General features: G+C 49.9%; 21 protein-coding genes. 8 read left to right on the forward strand and 13 right to left on the reverse strand.

Going from position 1 to position 17254, the window contains the following annotated elements; genetic code table 11:
- Nucleotides 1-4 precede the first annotated feature (4 nt).
- From KVT28_RS23135 to KVT28_RS23170, 8 genes are all read right to left on the reverse strand, one after another.
- Nucleotides 5-802, reverse strand: coding sequence for a hypothetical protein (locus KVT28_RS23135; RefSeq protein WP_217550403.1), 798 nt, complete (start codon nucleotides 800-802; stop codon nucleotides 5-7).
- Nucleotides 802-1320, reverse strand: coding sequence for a fimbrial protein (locus tag KVT28_RS23140; protein WP_217550405.1), 519 nt, complete (start codon nucleotides 1318-1320; stop codon nucleotides 802-804). The genes KVT28_RS23135 and KVT28_RS23140 overlap by 1 nt, the downstream gene beginning before the upstream one ends.
- A 5-nt stretch (nucleotides 1321-1325) precedes the next feature.
- Nucleotides 1326-1793 (reverse strand): fimbrial protein, encoded by a 468-nt coding sequence (locus KVT28_RS23145; protein WP_210081781.1) that lies wholly within the window; start codon nucleotides 1791-1793, stop codon nucleotides 1326-1328.
- Nucleotides 1794-2285, reverse strand: coding sequence for a fimbrial protein (locus KVT28_RS23150; RefSeq protein WP_101760697.1), 492 nt, complete (start codon nucleotides 2283-2285; stop codon nucleotides 1794-1796).
- Between the two features lie 11 nt (nucleotides 2286-2296).
- Nucleotides 2297-2800 carry a fimbrial protein gene (locus KVT28_RS23155; RefSeq protein WP_217550407.1) on the reverse strand — a complete coding sequence of 168 codons (504 nt, stop codon included), beginning with the start codon at nucleotides 2798-2800 and terminating at the stop codon, nucleotides 2297-2299.
- Nucleotides 2801-2811: 11 nt separating this feature from the next.
- Complete coding sequence (locus KVT28_RS23160) at nucleotides 2812-3561, reverse strand: fimbria/pilus periplasmic chaperone (protein ID WP_217550409.1); 750 nt, start codon at nucleotides 3559-3561, stop codon at nucleotides 2812-2814.
- Nucleotides 3562-3633: 72 nt separating this feature from the next.
- Nucleotides 3634-6162, reverse strand: a complete 2529-nt coding sequence (locus KVT28_RS23165; RefSeq protein WP_217550411.1) for a fimbria/pilus outer membrane usher protein — start codon at nucleotides 6160-6162, stop codon at nucleotides 3634-3636.
- Between the two features lie 72 nt (nucleotides 6163-6234).
- The gene (locus KVT28_RS23170; RefSeq protein WP_101760694.1) at nucleotides 6235-6762 is read right to left on the reverse strand and encodes a fimbrial protein; all 528 of its coding nucleotides are present in this window, start codon (nucleotides 6760-6762) and stop codon (nucleotides 6235-6237) included.
- A gap of 479 nt (nucleotides 6763-7241) precedes the next feature.
- On the opposite strand from KVT28_RS23170, the gene KVT28_RS23175 reads away from it, so the two are divergent.
- A complete protein-coding gene (locus KVT28_RS23175; protein ID WP_101760693.1) occupies nucleotides 7242-8171 on the forward strand; it encodes a PEP phosphonomutase in 930 nt (309 codons plus the stop codon).
- Between the two features lie 60 nt (nucleotides 8172-8231).
- On the opposite strand, the gene KVT28_RS23180 is transcribed toward KVT28_RS23175, so the two are convergent.
- A complete protein-coding gene (locus KVT28_RS23180; protein ID WP_061720336.1) occupies nucleotides 8232-9095 on the reverse strand; it encodes a YicC/YloC family endoribonuclease in 864 nt (287 codons plus the stop codon).
- A gap of 156 nt (nucleotides 9096-9251) precedes the next feature.
- On the opposite strand from KVT28_RS23180, the gene KVT28_RS23185 reads away from it, so the two are divergent.
- Nucleotides 9252-9695 (forward strand): DUF3574 domain-containing protein, encoded by a 444-nt coding sequence (locus KVT28_RS23185; RefSeq protein WP_101760692.1) that lies wholly within the window; start codon nucleotides 9252-9254, stop codon nucleotides 9693-9695.
- A gap of 31 nt (nucleotides 9696-9726) precedes the next feature.
- Here KVT28_RS23185 and KVT28_RS23190 read toward each other — a convergent pair whose 3' ends face one another.
- Entirely contained in the window at nucleotides 9727-10911 is a 1185-nt protein-coding gene (locus KVT28_RS23190) for a NupC/NupG family nucleoside CNT transporter (protein ID WP_110868217.1), read from the reverse strand.
- A 144-nt stretch (nucleotides 10912-11055) separates the two neighbouring features.
- Here KVT28_RS23190 and rph point away from each other — a divergent pair, with 144 nt between their 5' ends.
- Nucleotides 11056-11772: a ribonuclease PH gene (gene rph / locus KVT28_RS23195; protein WP_101760691.1), complete on the forward strand. Its 717-nt coding sequence runs from the start codon at nucleotides 11056-11058 to the stop codon at nucleotides 11770-11772.
- A 49-nt stretch (nucleotides 11773-11821) separates the two neighbouring features.
- Nucleotides 11822-12463, forward strand: coding sequence for an orotate phosphoribosyltransferase (gene pyrE / locus KVT28_RS23200; protein ID WP_008109749.1), 642 nt, complete (start codon nucleotides 11822-11824; stop codon nucleotides 12461-12463).
- Nucleotides 12464-12504: 41 nt separating this feature from the next.
- On the opposite strand, the gene slmA is transcribed toward pyrE, so the two are convergent.
- The 3 genes from slmA to coaBC all read right to left on the reverse strand — a co-directional run bounded on the left by slmA (nucleotide 12505) and on the right by coaBC (nucleotide 14874).
- Nucleotides 12505-13101, reverse strand: coding sequence for a nucleoid occlusion factor SlmA (gene slmA / locus KVT28_RS23205; RefSeq protein WP_008109747.1), 597 nt, complete (start codon nucleotides 13099-13101; stop codon nucleotides 12505-12507).
- Between the two features lie 116 nt (nucleotides 13102-13217).
- Nucleotides 13218-13676, reverse strand: coding sequence for a dUTP diphosphatase (gene dut, locus KVT28_RS23210; RefSeq protein ID WP_167391166.1), 459 nt, complete (start codon nucleotides 13674-13676; stop codon nucleotides 13218-13220).
- Nucleotides 13654-14874 carry a bifunctional phosphopantothenoylcysteine decarboxylase/phosphopantothenate--cysteine ligase CoaBC gene (coaBC, locus tag KVT28_RS23215; protein ID WP_217550413.1) on the reverse strand — a complete coding sequence of 407 codons (1221 nt, stop codon included), beginning with the start codon at nucleotides 14872-14874 and terminating at the stop codon, nucleotides 13654-13656. Before coaBC ends, dut begins: the two co-directional genes overlap by 23 nt.
- A 185-nt stretch (nucleotides 14875-15059) precedes the next feature.
- On the opposite strand from coaBC, the gene radC reads away from it, so the two are divergent.
- The 4 genes from radC (at nucleotide 15060) to mutM (ending at nucleotide 17254) form a co-directional block, all read left to right on the forward strand.
- The gene (gene radC / locus KVT28_RS23220) at nucleotides 15060-15716 is read left to right on the forward strand and encodes a DNA repair protein RadC (protein WP_101760688.1); all 657 of its coding nucleotides are present in this window, start codon (nucleotides 15060-15062) and stop codon (nucleotides 15714-15716) included.
- A 243-nt stretch (nucleotides 15717-15959) separates the two neighbouring features.
- Nucleotides 15960-16196, forward strand: coding sequence for a 50S ribosomal protein L28 (gene rpmB, locus KVT28_RS23225; RefSeq protein ID WP_007885297.1), 237 nt, complete (start codon nucleotides 15960-15962; stop codon nucleotides 16194-16196).
- 11 nt (nucleotides 16197-16207) lie between these two features.
- Nucleotides 16208-16375, forward strand: a complete 168-nt coding sequence (gene rpmG, locus KVT28_RS23230; RefSeq protein ID WP_001051798.1) for a 50S ribosomal protein L33 — start codon at nucleotides 16208-16210, stop codon at nucleotides 16373-16375.
- A gap of 69 nt (nucleotides 16376-16444) precedes the next feature.
- Complete coding sequence (mutM, locus tag KVT28_RS23235; protein WP_101760687.1) at nucleotides 16445-17254, forward strand: bifunctional DNA-formamidopyrimidine glycosylase/DNA-(apurinic or apyrimidinic site) lyase; 810 nt, start codon at nucleotides 16445-16447, stop codon at nucleotides 17252-17254.

A 17254-nucleotide genomic window follows, 5' to 3' on the forward strand; every position in this document is an offset into this window, starting at 1 on the left:
CTAATTAATAAGCGGTAATGATGAGCGTGCCGGCGCCATTAAATGCGCCAGGTGTGACCGCTCCATGAGTACGCAGCGTTGAGCTAAGCGTAAATGTTGCCAGCAAGTTGGCTGAATTTACTTTAAGCTCAATGCCTTCAGAAGCATCTTGATCGTTGACTTTTAATTCAGTCTGCAAACTGTTATCCGAACGGAGTGAGACAATATTGTTGTTAAACCCTACCGCATAAACTTTCGCCGTTGCCGCTGAACTACAGGAGAGCGTTAACTGCGTTTGAGCAGTATTACCGTTTATGCTTTTATCAGAAACATAACCGTGATAGAGATTAGTATCACCCAAAAGTGAACAGCTGACGGGATATTTATGATCCCGGATGCAGATATTATCAGGCAGGAAGGTTGCATCATGCCAATCATTTTGAAATGCTGCCAATCGGAAACAATTGTATTCAGCTGACCTGCCGTCTATTTGAAAGGTATGTTCTATCGATAAAGGGTATTTAGCTTTATACGCTTTTCCCAGTTCACCAATAGTTGCATAGTTTTCTGCAGATAAGACATTTGGCGCATGAATGTCAGCGGGAACCCTATCATTTTCCGGAAAAGACGCGATCTTACAGCCCGGCTGCTTATAACACGGATTTTTCAAAGGGCTATCTTCATCCCAGTGATCAACATATATACGAAAGGTAGTATATTTTCCAATCCAGGAAAGAAAAGTATTATGGCTGATGATTGTGGCTTGTGCTGATGCAGTTATAATTATGCAAATAAAATAAATGATGAGTTTAAAAATGCTCATTAGTGATACTCCAGTTCTATGGTTGCGCTGGCATTGATTGTCCCGGGATGTAATTCGTTATTTTTAATGCTTTCACGATTAGCAGACAGGAATAATTCAAAGACCATTTTGTTGTCACCAGAATGGAAAATCCTCTCGACGCTTTTGTTTATCGGAATAAAAATACCTTTTTCTTCAACGCCAATGGCGATGCCTTTTGCGGTACTGGATGGATCAAGTGCCATCATGCCCGCTTGCCGCGCATCTTCTGTTGCCTTAAAGGTGATTGAGAGTTTATCGGATGTTGAGGTATCGCAACCCTGTAAATTAAGCGTTATGGAAATACCTGCGGTACGTTGATAGCGATAAAGAAATTTATTAATGACGCTGCCAAAATCAATAACAATATCACTGCTGTTGGGGTCGAGAATGCAGGGTTCCTGCACTAATCCGCCCGTAAAAGAAAAGTCAGCAGCTGCAAAGGCGTTTATAGAACATGTTGATAGCAGAGTTATTATTAACATTACAGGGATGCGCATAATCATTACTCGTATTTAATAACAAGCGTTGCTAGCGCTTTAAAACGTCCGCTTTTCAAAGCGCTGCCAGCTCGCTTTATCGGAACGGCATAAAATATTGGCTGCGTAACATCATCAAGCGTAAAGCGCTGATTGATTATAATGGGTTGATTATTCTGCATTATCCTGATACCTAAATCATCAATCCCTGTGAATAATGCGCTGGCATCAAAATTGCTGGTTATGCCCAAAAATGCCAGTTCCAGCTGTTTTCCCGGCGGGGTCCGACATACGATGCTGATAGGAACACGCTGTTGATATCTCACACCATCAATATGATTTACTCCTACTGCATCACCAAAATCAACGTCTGCCGGTTTGTCATTGTTTATTACACAATTAATACTGATCAGTGTGGCTGAAAAATTTATTTTCACAGCGTGTGAATTACAACAATAAATAAAGAGTGATAGTATGAGTATTGCAGTTTTCATTCACTGAGGCTCGACAATCAGTTGTGCACTTATTGTTAACTTACCTGGTAAGGGTATTGAACCAGATTTTTTAACAGGAACTACCTTCAGAGAAAAATCCCCCGTCTGCACATAATTGTATTTTTTATTTATTTCGAGTGGTGTGCCATCTTTACCATTGATGAATTTTATCCCAACGTTGGTGATGTTAGTGCGTATTGCTGCTTTATCAAATGTTGCTGCGCTACCCGATACACGGAAGTAAAGATTTTCGGAATAGTTTTCATCGCACTTAATCGACAGCGTCAGCAATTCAGTGTATTTTAGGCCATCTATTTCATTAATATCCACATTGTCACCAAAGTTGACATCGATATCTTTATTATTGTCAATTTTACACGGGACGTTAATCAGCTTTCCTGAAAAGTTGACGCCTGCATTGGCATTAGACAACGTGCTATGCAACGCAAATGCAATGATCAGTGGACAGAGCATTATTTTTATAATCTGCATTCCGTGTCTCCTCAACGAACATTCAATACCATGGTGGCGGTTGCAGTAAAGTTACCCGCTGTGACTTTGACCTTGTTTTTAACCGGCACGGCAATCAATGTGTTTGATATTCGCCAATCAATGTTGTGTGCTTTATTTATTTCGATGTCTTTACCGTTTAATATTAATTTGATGCCCACATTGCTGTTGGTGGTAGAAATGACATTTTTATCAAACACCGCCGCTGTAGCTGAGATAAAAACTTCCTGCTCCCCGTTGAAAGCTCCCGGACACGTGACGGTGAATGGCACCGATTTACTGAACCGGATACCATCAATTAGTTGAATGATGATATCGCCGAAGTTAACACGACTTTCTCGATCACCATTCAAAGTACATTGGGAGCTGACGATAATCCCCGACACATTAATTGGATATCTATTCGTGCCGGGGATAATTTCTTCATGCGGCGCGATCGGCGCTGAGAAGAGCATTTTGCAGTGCAGCAGTGCGAAAAAGATGACCAGCCACTTCATGCTGTTCATGCTTATTCGCGGCTATCAGTGACACGGCACTCATTGGCTTTGCAACTGAATGTCAATTTTGGCCGACCGCCGAAATCGTCGATATAGCTTAATACCGGATGCGAACCTAACTTACTGGCTTTTACGTTAATAGCGGCACTGCCCTGTGGCGGAATCATGATCGGATTAAAATCACTTTCTTCTTTACCATCAACATGACTGGCTGCAGCAATCAGCGTGACATAATATCCGGTAGGATTTATCACCGTGTATTGATCACCGTTTTTTTTCAACGTGAGTTGATTTTGTACGGGTTTGATCGAAGCCCGTGGATCGATCATTAATTTTTCTGGGCGATAAAAGAGTTTGATGCGGGTCTGTAACGCAATTTGTAATACGTTTTGTTTTTCACTGCGTGGCGGAATCTCGCGCAAATTAAAGTAAAACAAAGATTCACGATCCTGAGGCAATGATTTTGCGGCAGGTAAAGATTGGATTTTAATCGCGCTTTTATGACCCGGCTCAATACGCTGAACTGGAGGGAGCGCCATAAGCGGCGACTTTATTTTTTTTCCTTGCTCATCTTCCAGCCAGCTTTGCGCCAGATACGGACGCGCTTTATTTTCATTGCTGATATTCAAACTGATTGAGCGTTCAGCGCCGTCATAAATGACGCGGGTGCGATCCAATGCAACAGCAGCCAGCGTGCTTTGTGAAAAAATCATAGCGCCAAACAGCATCGCCACGGTAGCGAGAGAAGCCTTCAGGTTCATAAAATTAATACTCACTCTATATGTCTGGGGTAATAGAGCGACAGATACTCAACAAACTTTAATGCGCAAAAATTATTCTTTTTCTGTACACGGAAGCAGCAGGTTTGTTTCTCCACTCTCATCAATGGGTAATACTTTTGGGAAGGTAATTTGGCATTGAATATTGCCGTTCCAGCGGACATCCATCAGCATTTCAGGGTTTACACCACTAAGCCAGACGCTGCCCATCTCATCAACAATGCCGGTCTCACGCCCTTTACTTAATACGCTCGCGCCAAACGGCGGATAACTGCCATCACTTAGGCGAATAACCGCCATTAGCTTTTGACCTTTAATTAATCGAAAGCGACGATAGCCAATGGCGCCTTCGGTTAAGGTTAATTGCAAAACGGGCGACTCCGCTTCAATGTCATCGTTGAGTTGGTTGATATCCAGATGTGCCTGATTACGTATATAGCTACTGACATCCGCCAGTACCGCTTTTCCGAATTTGTTGCTATGAGTGGCCGCACCGGAAGACTTAATGGGCACATCGCTAATACCTTCAGTATCCAGCATCAGACGCGTGCCTCCAGGTATTATGGTGCGATGTAATGCTGCTCCATGTGCTGTGGCCGTTAATCCCCCCTGCATGGACAGGGCTGCGGAGCGATACTGACCGGGTTTATAACTGGCACTATAGTTCGTTAGCGTGTTATCGCCGGTATGGGTGTAGTAGCCACTGTAAGCGCTTCGTTGTTGGCGATCGACATTGGCGCCTAAGCGATAACTGTTGCGTTCATCCATGCGGTTATACCAACTCAGGCTATTGATTTGGCCGGCATCTGAATTTTGTGCATTGATATTCAAGCCCGATGAGGTCCCGAAAGGCACGTTCAGGCTTAAGAACACTCCGTCATCTTGTATACCTGAATTTTGTGCGCGATAGGCGGAGAGATTGAAACTGACGTTTTTAAAATTTCCCACATCGAAATAACGCGCAAACGACATATTCCAGCGGCTGGTCGCCTGACGATTCCAGTAAGTCTGATAGTTATAATTTAAAAATGCGCTGACGCCGAGTGTACGGAATTGTTTATTAAGTGAAACGGTATAGGTCTGCTTATTCGCTGCATTATTACGAATAACCAAATGCTTACGGCTCGCCTCAAGATATTGATTTAGACTAAGATAGCTCTTCTCCGTAAAGCGATAACCTGCGAAGGTAACCTGCGTGTCATAGTTTTCGAAGCGTTTAGAATAACTCAGGCTATAGGAGCCGCCAGAGCGCGTTTGGTTATTAGGCAGCTTTGCATAAGATTGGGTTGCGGTGAGTGCCAGGGCCCCAAACGATAAGAGGTCACGCCCTGCACCCAACGACGCGGCATGATATTTTCCAGAGGATAATCCACCCCCGAGCAGCGACCAACCGTTACTAATACCCCATGAGAATTCCCCTGCCATTAACCTTTCATTCTGCAGATGAAATCTATCGTCTGTCGTTTGCCCTACCGCCGCCTTAAAGCGAACCTGTCCAGGACGACTAAGATAGGGAACAGATGCGGTTTCGACTTGAAAGGTCTGAACGCTGCCATCTTGCTCTTCAACTTTGACATCCAGCGTGCCAGTAATAGAGTCGCTCAAGTCCTGAATAATAAAAGGACCGGGAGCCACCTGGCTTTCATATAACACACGTCCAGCGTGACTAATGGTGACTTTTGCATTGGTCTTCGCCACGCCACGGACCTCCGGTGCGTATCCACGCAAATTGGGGGGTAATTGGCTATCATCACTAATAAGGCTGGCGCCAACATAGCGTGCATTTTCAAACACATCACTGGCGAGGTCATTTTGACCAATAATTAATTTTGCGCCCCAAGGTTTGATTGCCCTAAATGCCTGATATTGTTTCCAGTTAAAAGTAGAGGTTTTAGTGTTATTGGCAGTGTAATGAGTACCATTCCAGAACGCACGCATACGCCAGGGACCGGCGTTGACACCTACCACGCCATTACCGCTTAATTCGCGTGATTCACTGCCTTGTGCCGGGGAGGAGTAATTAAAATTGGTGTTATAATCCGCAATAAATCCAGCAATCCCTTCGTCCCAGCGTGAAGGGGGATCCCAGTTAGCAGTTTGATATTCAATATATGCCTGAGGAACACTCATGTAGAGCGTTGATGACGCGAGATCAGGACGCAAAATGATACCCGGCATGATATCAAGCCGGGCACATTTTTCATTATTCCAGTAGGTAACTTTATCTAACCATGACTTCTTTAAACCGAAGCCTGCCATCATTTTTGGTGTTAAGCAGGCGACAGTTTCGTTTTCATCATGTTCAGACGGTAAAAAAGTAACCTCCTCGGTGGGTGATTCATTGTCATTAATTTTGATTGCCATGTCATATTGACCAGGCATCATATATCCTGCCCGGGAAAATTGACTCATATCAATGTTTTCCCGGTCGGAAATATCCATGTTGTCCAGATTAAACTCAACTTCCTCTGCTAATGCACTGCTAATAGCACTGCTAAAAAAAGCCAATGATAAAGCAATTACTAACGGGCGTAAGCGCCAGTTATTTTGAAAAGGAAATGAGTTCCTGGTATGGACTGACATACTACTAACACCCTGTTGAAATAAACAAGAGATGCGCAGATTACGCATGTCTCTAATTAGCGTGGAAAACGATTACTGATAATCCAGGCTAAAGTCGACGGTGCTTTGAAATACCCCCGGTGTGATGGTTGCAGAGGCACCATCACCCTGCAGATATGCAGAGAACGACAAAGTGTTGCTACCATTCTGCAGAGTCATAGTTGATGGCTGGCCCAATTTAATTAGCTGGCCTGAGCCATCTGTCAGGCCAATGCTGGCACCGCTAGCGGTACCGGTCATGCCAATCAGGGTCGGTACGGCAGCAGAGGCCTGGCCGGTAAAGGTCACACTCACATCTTTACCTGCGGTGAAATCGCAATTCTCCAGTTTGATGTTGAAGGGTACCGGTGTTGATTTACCACCCGCTGCCAACTGCTTTTTCGATACCTGACCCAGATCAATGGTTTGATCCTGCGAGCCTGGGTTGATTGAACAAGGTGCATCAATAATTGAGCCCTTAATGGTGACAGTACCTGCACCCTGGCTATTTACAGCGTTAGCCAGGCTGGCGGTCATCATCAATCCCAAGCCGAGTGCGACTGACATCTTGTTAAATCTCATAATATTTACCTGTTCCTATATGGGTGTTTGAAGGCGCAAAGGAAAAGAACCGCGATAGTGATGAGCATAAAATTCGCTTTCCTTAAACGATCCATTGCATGTGCACGAATTGAAGGGCGACAGGTTTCTCGAAAAAATTAATAGGAAAAGTAAAATATTACGATCACGAGTAATATTCAGAAAAACAGGGTCTTTTTCTTTTCATCCTTAGGGCATTAATAAGTTTTGTGCTAGAGATATTAAGGAGGAAATTTCAAAATTAGAGACATTTCTTATACACGAAAATGAAAATGTCTTATTTAAAATGAAATAAGGCGTTGCCTGATGATGAACATTTTTTTCATGTATAGCTTTCGCTACCTGGTACAGGGGATATTTACAAAGAGTTGATCAGGGCGGATATATTTTGGATCCCTAACTGTTATTTTATGCATAATTTCCCGATCTTAACCTGATGCTTACCAAAGAGAATAAATTCTATGACACATAAACGTTTGCTGGATTGCTCAGCTTCCGAGCTGCTGCCGATGGATAAAGATGCGTTGATATATGCTGTGCGTGCCAGCGAAGGACGGGTGGTAGTCAGCGAAACTATCGGCATGACTTCACCTTTGCTGCATAATATTACTAACGCCGAATTGGCGGCCTCTCAGGGTGCTGATATTGTATTGATCAACATGTTCGACAGTGAAAACCCTATTATTCATGGCATGCCCGCAAACATTGCGCCGGAACAAATATTACATGAATTATGCCGGCTGACCGGGCGTATTATTGGGGTCAATCTTGAAGCGGTAGATCCTGATTTTGATGCCACGCATCTTGATGGATTACAAATGGTGCCAGGGCGCGCGGCAACAGCGGAGAACGCCTGCCGTTTGGTGCAAATGGGAGCCAAAATTTTGGTTCTCACGGGCAATCCTAATAACGGTGTGAGCAATCGTGCGCTGGCTAAAGCGGCGAAAATGATCCGCGAGGCGGTTGGTAACAGCGCACTCATTATCACCGGTAAGATGCATGGTGCTGGCATTGTTCAGGAGAGTGGCAGCGACATCCTCACCGAGCAAGATATTGCTGAGTTCGTGCATCAAGGGGTTGATGTGGTGTTAGTGCCTGCACCCGGCACACTACCGGGTATGAGTCAGCAGAAAGTTGCCTCACTCATTGAATGTATTCATTCGCATGGCGCTTTGGCGATGACCGCGATCGGGACATCGCAAGAGGGGGCAGATGTGAATACCATTCGTCAAATCGCGTTAATGAGTAAGATGGCGGGCGCAGATCTTCATCATATTGGTGACACCGGTTACATCGGGATGGCATTGCCTGAAAATATCATGGCTTACAGCATTGCCATTCGCGGTATCCGACATACTTACACGCGCATGGCACGCTCAATAAATCGTTAACCCACATTAACCGTCAAGCCCGTAGGATGACGGACTTGACGTTATTAATGGAGGGCGTGATCACTCAATATTCTGAATCTGCTCACGCATCTGTTCAATCAACACTTTCAGCTCAATCGCTGATGTCGTGATCTCGGCATTAATTGATTTTGAAGCCAGCGTGTTCGACTCGCGGTTGAACTCCTGCATCATAAAGTCGAGGCGGCGGCCAACGGCTTCTTTCTTTTTCAGGATGTTGTAGGTTTCTTTAACGTGCGCATCCAGGCGATCCAGCTCTTCCGACACATCGGTGCGCTGCGCCATCATCACCAGCTCTTGCTCCAGGCGATTATTTTCCAGCTGCACTTCGGCTTCTTCCAGCTTGGTGACCAGACGCTCGCGCTGCCATTTAATCACTTCTGGCATCTGCGCGCGCACTTTGCTGACTTCGTGCGATACGCCTTCCAGACGCTGTTCAATCATCGCTTTCAGCGCGGTGCCTTCGCTTTCACGCGCTTCGATAAAGTCATCTAACGCGCCATCCAGCGCCACCAGCAGTTCGGCGTTGATGGCATCGAGATCCTGCTCTTGCGCAGACATCACGCCCGGCCAGCGCAGGATATCCAGCGGATTAATCGCGCCTTCATCACTCTGCATCTTCACCCAATTGGCGGCCTGCACCAGCTGTTTGGCCAGTGATTCATTCAGCTGCAGTTCGCCTTGCGCGCTGGCATCGGCGTCATAACGCAGGTTGCATTCGATTTTACCGCGCGTCAGGCGATTGCGGATGCGCTCGCGGATGACCGGCTCCAGGCCACGAAATTGCTCCGGCAGACGGATATAGGTTTCCAGATAGCGCTGGTTAACCGAACGGATTTCCCAGGCGGCGCTGCCCCAGTGGCCTTTGGCTTCGCGGCGGGCGTAAGCGGTCATACTGCGGATCATAATCGTCTTCTCTTTTTCAGAAATGTTGGGTGAAGTATAGCGAGGCAGACTCGACGCTAACAGGCATAAGCGCACTTAAGCGTGAATAACAAAAAATTACCTCTTTTACCGACAGACACTTATGCTTAGCGCTGGTTCGCTTAAAAGGATGAAGTGATGTTCCGCTCTCTGGTTCTTCCTGCTTTATTAACCTTACTGCTCGCTGGCTGTCAGGCTCCGTCGACGAAAATGCATAAGATCCCGCCCAACACCGCGCCGGTTGCGGTATGCGGTTCTGGTGACGTGATGATGCAAACTACGTTGTGGTTTGGCATGAATAAACCGAAAGGTGGCATCGTCAGCAGCAGCGAATGGCAGCAGTTTGTCGATAACGATGTGACGCCGCGTTTCAAAGACGGTTTATCGGTATATGACGCCAAAGGTCAGTGGCTGGGCGAGAACGGTAAGCTGGCGCGGGAAAACAGCAAAGCGTTGATGCTGATTCACACTCCGGATGTGGCGAGTTCTGACAGCATTAATAAGCTTCGTGATGTTTATAAACAGCGTTTCGAGCAGGAATCGGTGATGCGGGTTGATTCACTGGTGTGCGTGGCGTTTTAAAAAATGGCGGCCATGCAGCCGCCATGCGTTATCAGATAAACAGCCCGGCGAATGCGGCCGACAGCAAGCTCACCAGCGTGGAGCCATACACCAGCTTCCAGCCAAAACGGGAAACCACATTGCCCTGTTTCTCGTTCAGGCCTTTAATCGCACCGGCAACGATGCCGATTGAGGCGAAGTTAGCGAACGAAACCAGGAACACTGACAGAATCCCCAGTCCGCGTGGCGTCATTTCAGCCGCCACTTTCTTCAGCTCGATCATCGCAACAAATTCATTCGCTACCAGTTTGGTGGCCATAATACTCGCCGCCTGCAAAGCATCGGCGGAGGGAATGCCAACCAGCCATGCAAACGGATAGAAAACGTAGCCAAGCAGCTGCTGGAAGCTGTAGCCAAATACCGCAGAAAACAGCGCATTGATTGCTGCAATCAGCGCGATAAAGCCAATCAGCATCGCCATGATGATCATCGCCACTTTAAAGCCGGCGAGAATGTATTCGCCCAGCATCTCAAAGAAGCTCTGATCTTCATGCAGCTTATCCAGCGCAATCTGCTCTTCGTTTTCCGGGCGGGTAGGATTGATGATCGACAGGATAATAAAGGTGCTGAACATATTGAGCAGCAGCGCCGCAACCACATATTTGGCATCAATCATCGACATATACGCGCCAACAATCGACAGCGAAACCGTCGACATCGCCGTCGCCGCCATGGTGTACATGCGTGGCGCGGAAATATCGGCGAGAATGCCTTTATAGGCAATGAAGTTTTCAGACTGGCCGAGAATCAAGGTGCTGACGGCGTTAAACGATTCCAGCTTGCCCATGCCATTCACTTTTGACAACAGAGTGCCTACGGCGCGAATCAGCAGCGGCAGAATGCGCCAGTGCTGCAAAATGCCGATCAGTGCGGAAATAAACACAATCGGGCAGAGCACGCCGAGGAAAATAAAGGCTAATCCCTGATCTGCCATATTGCCGAAGACAAAGTTGGTTCCTTGCGCGGCGTAGGTTAATAAGGTTTCAAAGAAGCCGCCCACCGCAGTGACCACCGATTGTCCGCCCGCCGAGTGCAGGAAGAACCAGCCCAGCGCGGCTTCGACAACCAGCAGCTGAATAATAAAGCGGGGACGAATGCGTTTGCGGTCGTGGCTGACCAACAGCGCAAGGGCAAATATCACCACCAGCGCCAGCAGGAAATGGAGTATCGCGATCATCATTTATCTTTTTAAGGGAGGAAACGCGCATTTAGCCACAGCCACCAGAGAATTTCATCCAGGATTGTGGCGATCGCGGGCGGGACAGCCGCAGCTGAAGTCCGTATAATGCGCAGCCAAACCTAAGCAAGCCGGAGAGAAACCATGCGTCCAGCAGGCCGTAGTGCATCTGAAACACGTCCCGTCACACTCACTCGTCACTACACCAAACATGCAGAAGGCTCTGTGCTCGTTGAATTCGGCGAAACCAAAGTGCTGTGCACCGCAACCGTCGAAGAGAGCGTGCCGCGTTTCCTCAAAGGCAAAGGTCAAGGCTGGATCACCGCTGAATACGGCATGCTGCCGCGTTCGACCCACAGCCGCATGGCGCGTGAAGCCGCCAAAGGCAAACAGGGCGGACGTACGCTGGAGATTCAACGTCTGATCGCCCGTTCACTGCGTGCAGCAGTGGATTTGCAAGCGCTAGGCGAATTCACCATCACGCTGGATTGCGACGTGATTCAGGCCGATGGCGGTACGCGTACTGCATCTATTACCGGCGCCTGCGTGGCGCTGGCCGATGCGTTGAATGCGCTGGTGGCGGCGGGCAAGCTGAAAGCCAGCCCGCTGAAAGGCATGGTGGCGGCGATTTCTGTGGGCATCGTCGGCGGTGAAGCGCTGTGCGATCTGGAGTATGTGGAAGATTCCGCCGCAGAAACTGACATGAACGTGGTGATGACCGAAGATGGCCGCATGATTGAAGTGCAGGGCACCGCAGAAGGTGAGCCCTTCAGCCACGACGAGTTACTCCAGCTGCTGGCGCTGGCGCGAGGCGGCATTGAGCAGTTGATTCAGGCGCAGAAAGCGGCGCTAACTAATTGATGTAACAGGCGACCATAGAGTCGCCTTTTCTTTATTTGAGGAGTGAGAAATGAAAGCCTGGCAGCGTCAGTTTATTGAATTCGCCCTGAACAAAGGGGTGCTGAAGTTTGGTGAGTTCACCCTGAAATCGGGACGTAAAAGCCCCTATTTCTTCAATGCCGGTCTGTTTAATACCGGTCGCGATTTGGCGCTGTTAGGCCGTTTCTACGCGCAGGCGCTCGTTGATGGCGGCGTTGATTTCGATCTGCTGTTTGGCCCGGCGTACAAAGGCATCCCAATTGCCACCACCACCGCGGTGGCGCTGGCCGATCATCATGAACGTGACGTGCCTTACTGCTTCAACCGCAAAGAAGCCAAAGATCACGGCGAAGGCGGTTTGCTGGTGGGCAGCCCGCTGCAAGGCAAAGTGATGCTGGTGGATGATGTGATCACTGCCGGTACCGCGATTCGTGAATCAATGGATATCATCAGTGCACATAACGCGACATTGGCGGGCGTGTTGATTTCGCTGGATCGTCAGGAACGCGGTCGCAGCGATATTTCGGCGATTCAGGAAGTGGAACGTGACTATAAGTGCAAAGTCACGGCGATTATTACCCTGGCTGAGCTGATTGATTACCTGGAAGAGAAGCCGGAGATGGCTGACCATCTGGCGAAAGTGCGCGCGTATCGTAAAGAGTACGGGATTTAATTATTCGGTAATGAGGTCGGCATTTATGCCGACCTGGTCTTTTAAACCAACTGCGCCGCCATCAGCGGCCAGCGGCTCTCGAAATCTGCGGTCGGACGAAAGCGGAATTCGGAGCGCACATAGCGCGACAACAGCCCTTCACAAAACGCCAGTAACTGGCTCGCCAGCAGCGTTTCGTCGTTCTGGAAACCTTCACCATCGCGCATTTTCTTCTCGCGCATCACCTGACGCAGCTGCACTTCAATACGCTCAAACAGCTGATTGATACGCCCTTGCAGGCGATCCTGTTCAAACATCAGCGCGTGGCCGGTCAAAATACGCGTCAGCCCCGGATTACGCTCACCAAATCCCAGAATCAGCTGCACGATTAAACGCAGGCGCGTCAGCGTCTCTTTTTCATCTTTCAGGATCAGATTGATGCGGGTAATCAGACTGTCTTCAATAAACTCGATCAGGCTGTCAAACATGCGCGTTTTGCTGGGAAAGTGGCGATAAAGCGCCGCTTCCGACACGCCGACATTAGCGGCCAGCTTCGCGGTGGTGATGCGCTGACTGCCATCGCCCGACTCCAGCATTTGCGCCAGCGCCTGCAAAATCTCTTCGCGACGATTCCGTTTCGCGACTTTTTTTTCTGCCATGACCTTCAACACCCCTGAAATTCACCAAAAACAGGCAATACTGCCTCATCTGCCACAGACATAGCGGCCTGTGGCGACAAGAAATAAAAAGATGGCTAAGCGAAAAGTGTCGCGTATTACTGGCGGCCTGAGTGACCGAAGCCGCCTGCGCCGCGGTCGCTGGTGTCAAAATCTTCCACCAGGTTAAATTCGGCCTGCACGACCGGCACGAAGACCAGCTGTGCTAAACGGTCGCCTGGCTGCAGCGTGAAGCTGTCCTGACCGCGGTTCCACACGGAAACCATCAGTTGGCCCTGATAATCGGAGTCGATTAAACCAACCAGATTACCCAGCACGATGCCATGTTTATGGCCAAGACCGGAGCGCGGCAGAATCACGGCGGCAAGAGCAGGATCGGCAATGTGAATCGCCAAACCGGTGGGAACCAGCGTGGTCATGCCTGGTGTGATTTCCAGCGCATCATCCAGGCAGGCGCGTAAATCGAGGCCTGCGGAACCAGAGGTTGCATAAGTCGGCAGCGGGAATTCGTTGCCCACGCGTGCATCAAGAATTTTAACGTCGATTTTTTTCATCATAACGGCTGACAATCTCGTCTATTAATTGTTGGCCAAGGAGCGTCTTATCACTGAGCGGTAAGACTTTTTCTCCTTCCTGCCAAAAAAGGTGAAGAGCATTGGTGTCGCTATTGAAGCCCTGACCCGCCTGCGCCACATCGTTGGCACAAATCAGATCCAGGTTTTTTCGCACCCGTTTTTGCCGCGCGTATTCTTCCACATTCTGGGTTTCGGCAGCAAATCCCACAACATAAGGGCGATTTTCCTGCAGCGCCGCGACGCCTGCGACAATATCGGGGTTCTTCACCAACTGCAGCGTGACGCTATCGTCGCCACCCTGCTTTTTGATTTTCTCTGCGGCAATGTTAGCCGCCCGGTAGTCTGCCACGGCTGCGCTGGCAATGAAAATATGTTGTTGCTGGATTTGCGCCATCACCGCCGCTTCCATCTCCAGCGCGCTGTCAACGTCCACGCGTTGTACGCCAGCTGGCGTTGGCAGCGCCACCGGGCCGGTAACCAATGTCACCTTCGCACCGCGTTTGGCCGCAGCCGCAGCAATCGCAAAGCCCATCTTGCCCGAGCTGTGATTGCTGATATACCGCACCGGGTCCAGCGCTTCGCGGGTTGGACCGGCGGTGATCATAATGCTGAGATGTTGCAGATCGTTGACGGGCGCAGCCCACTCCAACGCGTGCGCCACAATCGCCAGCGGATCGAGCATGCGGCCGGGACCCACATCGCCGCACGCCTGGCTGCCGCTGTCGGGGCCCCAAATCAGTACGCCGCGCTGCTGCAGACGCTGCAGGTTCTCTTGCGTGATCGGCGCGCGGTACATCTGCTGATTCATGGCCGGGACGATGGCAACCGGCGCTGCGCTTGCCAGGCACGCGGTGGTGACCAAATCATTCGCCATGCCGGCAGTGACGCGGGCAATCAGATCGGCGGTAGCCGGCGCCAGCACAATTAAATCGGCCCATTTCGCCAGTTCAATATGGCCCATCGCCGCTTCGGCTGCCGGGTCGAGCAAATCATCAAATACCGGATAACCGGAAACCGCCTGCAGGCTCAGCGGAGTAATAAAGGCTTTGGCCGCTTCGGTCATCATTACGCGCACATCAGCACCGCGATCGCGCAGCCGACGCACCAGCTCCGGCGCTTTGTATGCAGCAATGCCGCCGCTCACGCCCAGCAGAATTTTCTTTCCAGCTAATCCCGTCATGTTGTTCGCCTCAAAGCAAATTGCCGCGTCAGGGGCGGCAGATGCAGGCAACTTTATCACAAAATCCACAGTGCGCCTTTTCACTGCCTGCGGCCTTTGCGAGCTGGCTCTGAAATCGTTCAGCGCGTGCTGGCGCTGACGGTGGCTGACGCGCAGAATCGCCGCATCGCAGGGAGGAGATGGTCATGACGGAACTGGCACCACGGGAAAAACTGATGTTAATGGGCGCTGAAGTGTTGAGTGATGCTGAGCTGCTGGCGATTTTTTTGCGTACCGGTATCAGCGGCACCAGCGTGCTGCTGTTGGCGCATCAGATGTTGAACGAGTTTGGTTCGCTCTATCGCATTATGACGGCCAGCAAAGAGGAACTCGGGCAGATTAAAGGCGTGGGCAGCGCCAAAATGACGCAGCTTTATGCCATCGCGGAACTGGGAAGGCGATTTTTTGCCAGCCAGCTGGCGCGGGAAAACGTGATGGAGAATCCGCAGGTGACGCGCCATTACCTGCAAAGCGTGCTGGCGCATCAGGAGCGCGAAGTGTTTATGGCGCTGTTCCTCGATAATCAGCACCGCGTGTTGCAGGCGCAGAAGATGTTTTCCGGCTCGATTGCCAGCGTGGAAGTTCACCCGCGCGAAATCGTGCGCGAAGCGCTGAAACTTAACGCGGCGGCGGTGATTCTGGCGCACAATCATCCGTCGGGAATCGCTGAACCCAGTCGCGCCGACCGCGATATTACCGGAAAAGTCGGGCAAGCGTGCGCGCTGCTCAATATCCGTTTACTTGATCATTTGGTGATCGGTCACGGCGAGTTTACCTCTTTCGCCGAGCGCGGTTGGTTGTAATTCATCGATTCAACTGAACAGAAATAGGGCATTTTTGCGCGATCCAGAGGGATCTTTATCTGTTCGGGACTTGAGCACTCGGGCTGAGCGGCGTATACTACGCCACCTTTGAGAATCTCGGGTTTGGCGTTTGGGCCAGCTTAGCGGGTTCACATGGAACTCGCCTGGGCGGGCTAAGGCCTGACGAGGCGGCCAAAACCTAGTTTTTAAAGCTCGAGCTGATTTGATTTTTGGAGAATAGAAATGTCACGAGTCTGCCAGGTAACTGGAAAGCGTCCGGTAACGGGTAACAACCGTTCCCACGCAATGAACGCGACGAAACGCCGTTTCCTGCCGAACCTGCACTCTCACCGTTTCTGGGTTGAGAGCGAAAAGCGCTTCGTTACTCTGCGTGTATCTGCTAAAGGTATGCGTGTTATTGATAAAAAGGGCATCGATACGGTTCTGACCGAAATCCGCGCCCGTGGTGAGAAGTACTAAGGAACTGAATCATGGCTAAAGGTATTCGTGAGAAGATCAAGCTGGTTTCCTCTGCTGGTACAGGTCACTTCTATACCACCACGAAGAACAAACGTACTAAACCAGAGAAATTAGAACTGAAAAAGTTCGATCCGGTTGTACGTCAGCACGTGATCTACAAAGAAGCTAAAATTAAGTAATTTTAGTGTTCTGTGAAAAACCCGGCTTCGGCCGGGTTTTTTGTTTCTGCGATTCGTTGAGGAGATGAGATGCCTGAATTACCTGAGGTAGAAACCAGTCGTCGCGGTATCGAACCCCACATGGTGGGTGCCACGATTCTGCATGCGGTGGTGCGCAATCCACGTTTGCGCTGGCCGGTCTCGCATGAAATCCACGCGCTGAGCGACCAACCCGTATTGAGCGTGCAGCGTCGCGCTAAATATCTGCTGCTCGAACTACCGCATGGCTGGATCATCATTCACCTCGGCATGTCCGGCAGTCTGCGCGTGCTACCCGGCGAACAACCGGCCGCCAAACATGACCATGTCGATTTAGTGATGAGCAACGGCAAAGTGTTGCGCTACACCGATCCACGTCGCTTTGGCGCCTGGCTGTGGAGCAATGACCTCGCAGGCAGCAGCGTGCTAGCCCATCTCGGTCCGGAACCGCTCAGCAGCGAATTTGATGGTGCCTATCTGTTTGAAAAGTCACGCGGCAAACGCACCGTGATTAAACAGTGGCTGATGGATAACAAAGTGGTGGTGGGCGTCGGGAACATCTACGCCAGCGAATCGCTGTTTACTGCCGGGATCTTGCCCGATCGTTCGGCAATGAGTTTGAGTCAGGAAGAGGCCGAGCTGCTGGTTAACACCATCAAAGCGGTGTTGTTACGCTCGATTGAGCAGGGCGGCACCACGCTGCGTGATTTCCTGCAAACGGACGGTAAACCCGGCTACTTCGCGCAGCAGTTGCAGGTTTATGGCCGCGCCGGCGAACCTTGCCGTGCGTGCGGTACGCCGATTGTCAGCGGCAAACATGGTCAGCGCAGCACCTTCTGGTGTCCACGCTGCCAGCACTGA

Source organism: Pantoea sp. GbtcB22 (genome assembly GCF_019091025.1).
In the GTDB taxonomy this organism is placed as follows: domain Bacteria; phylum Pseudomonadota; class Gammaproteobacteria; order Enterobacterales; family Enterobacteriaceae; genus Pantoea; species Pantoea leporis.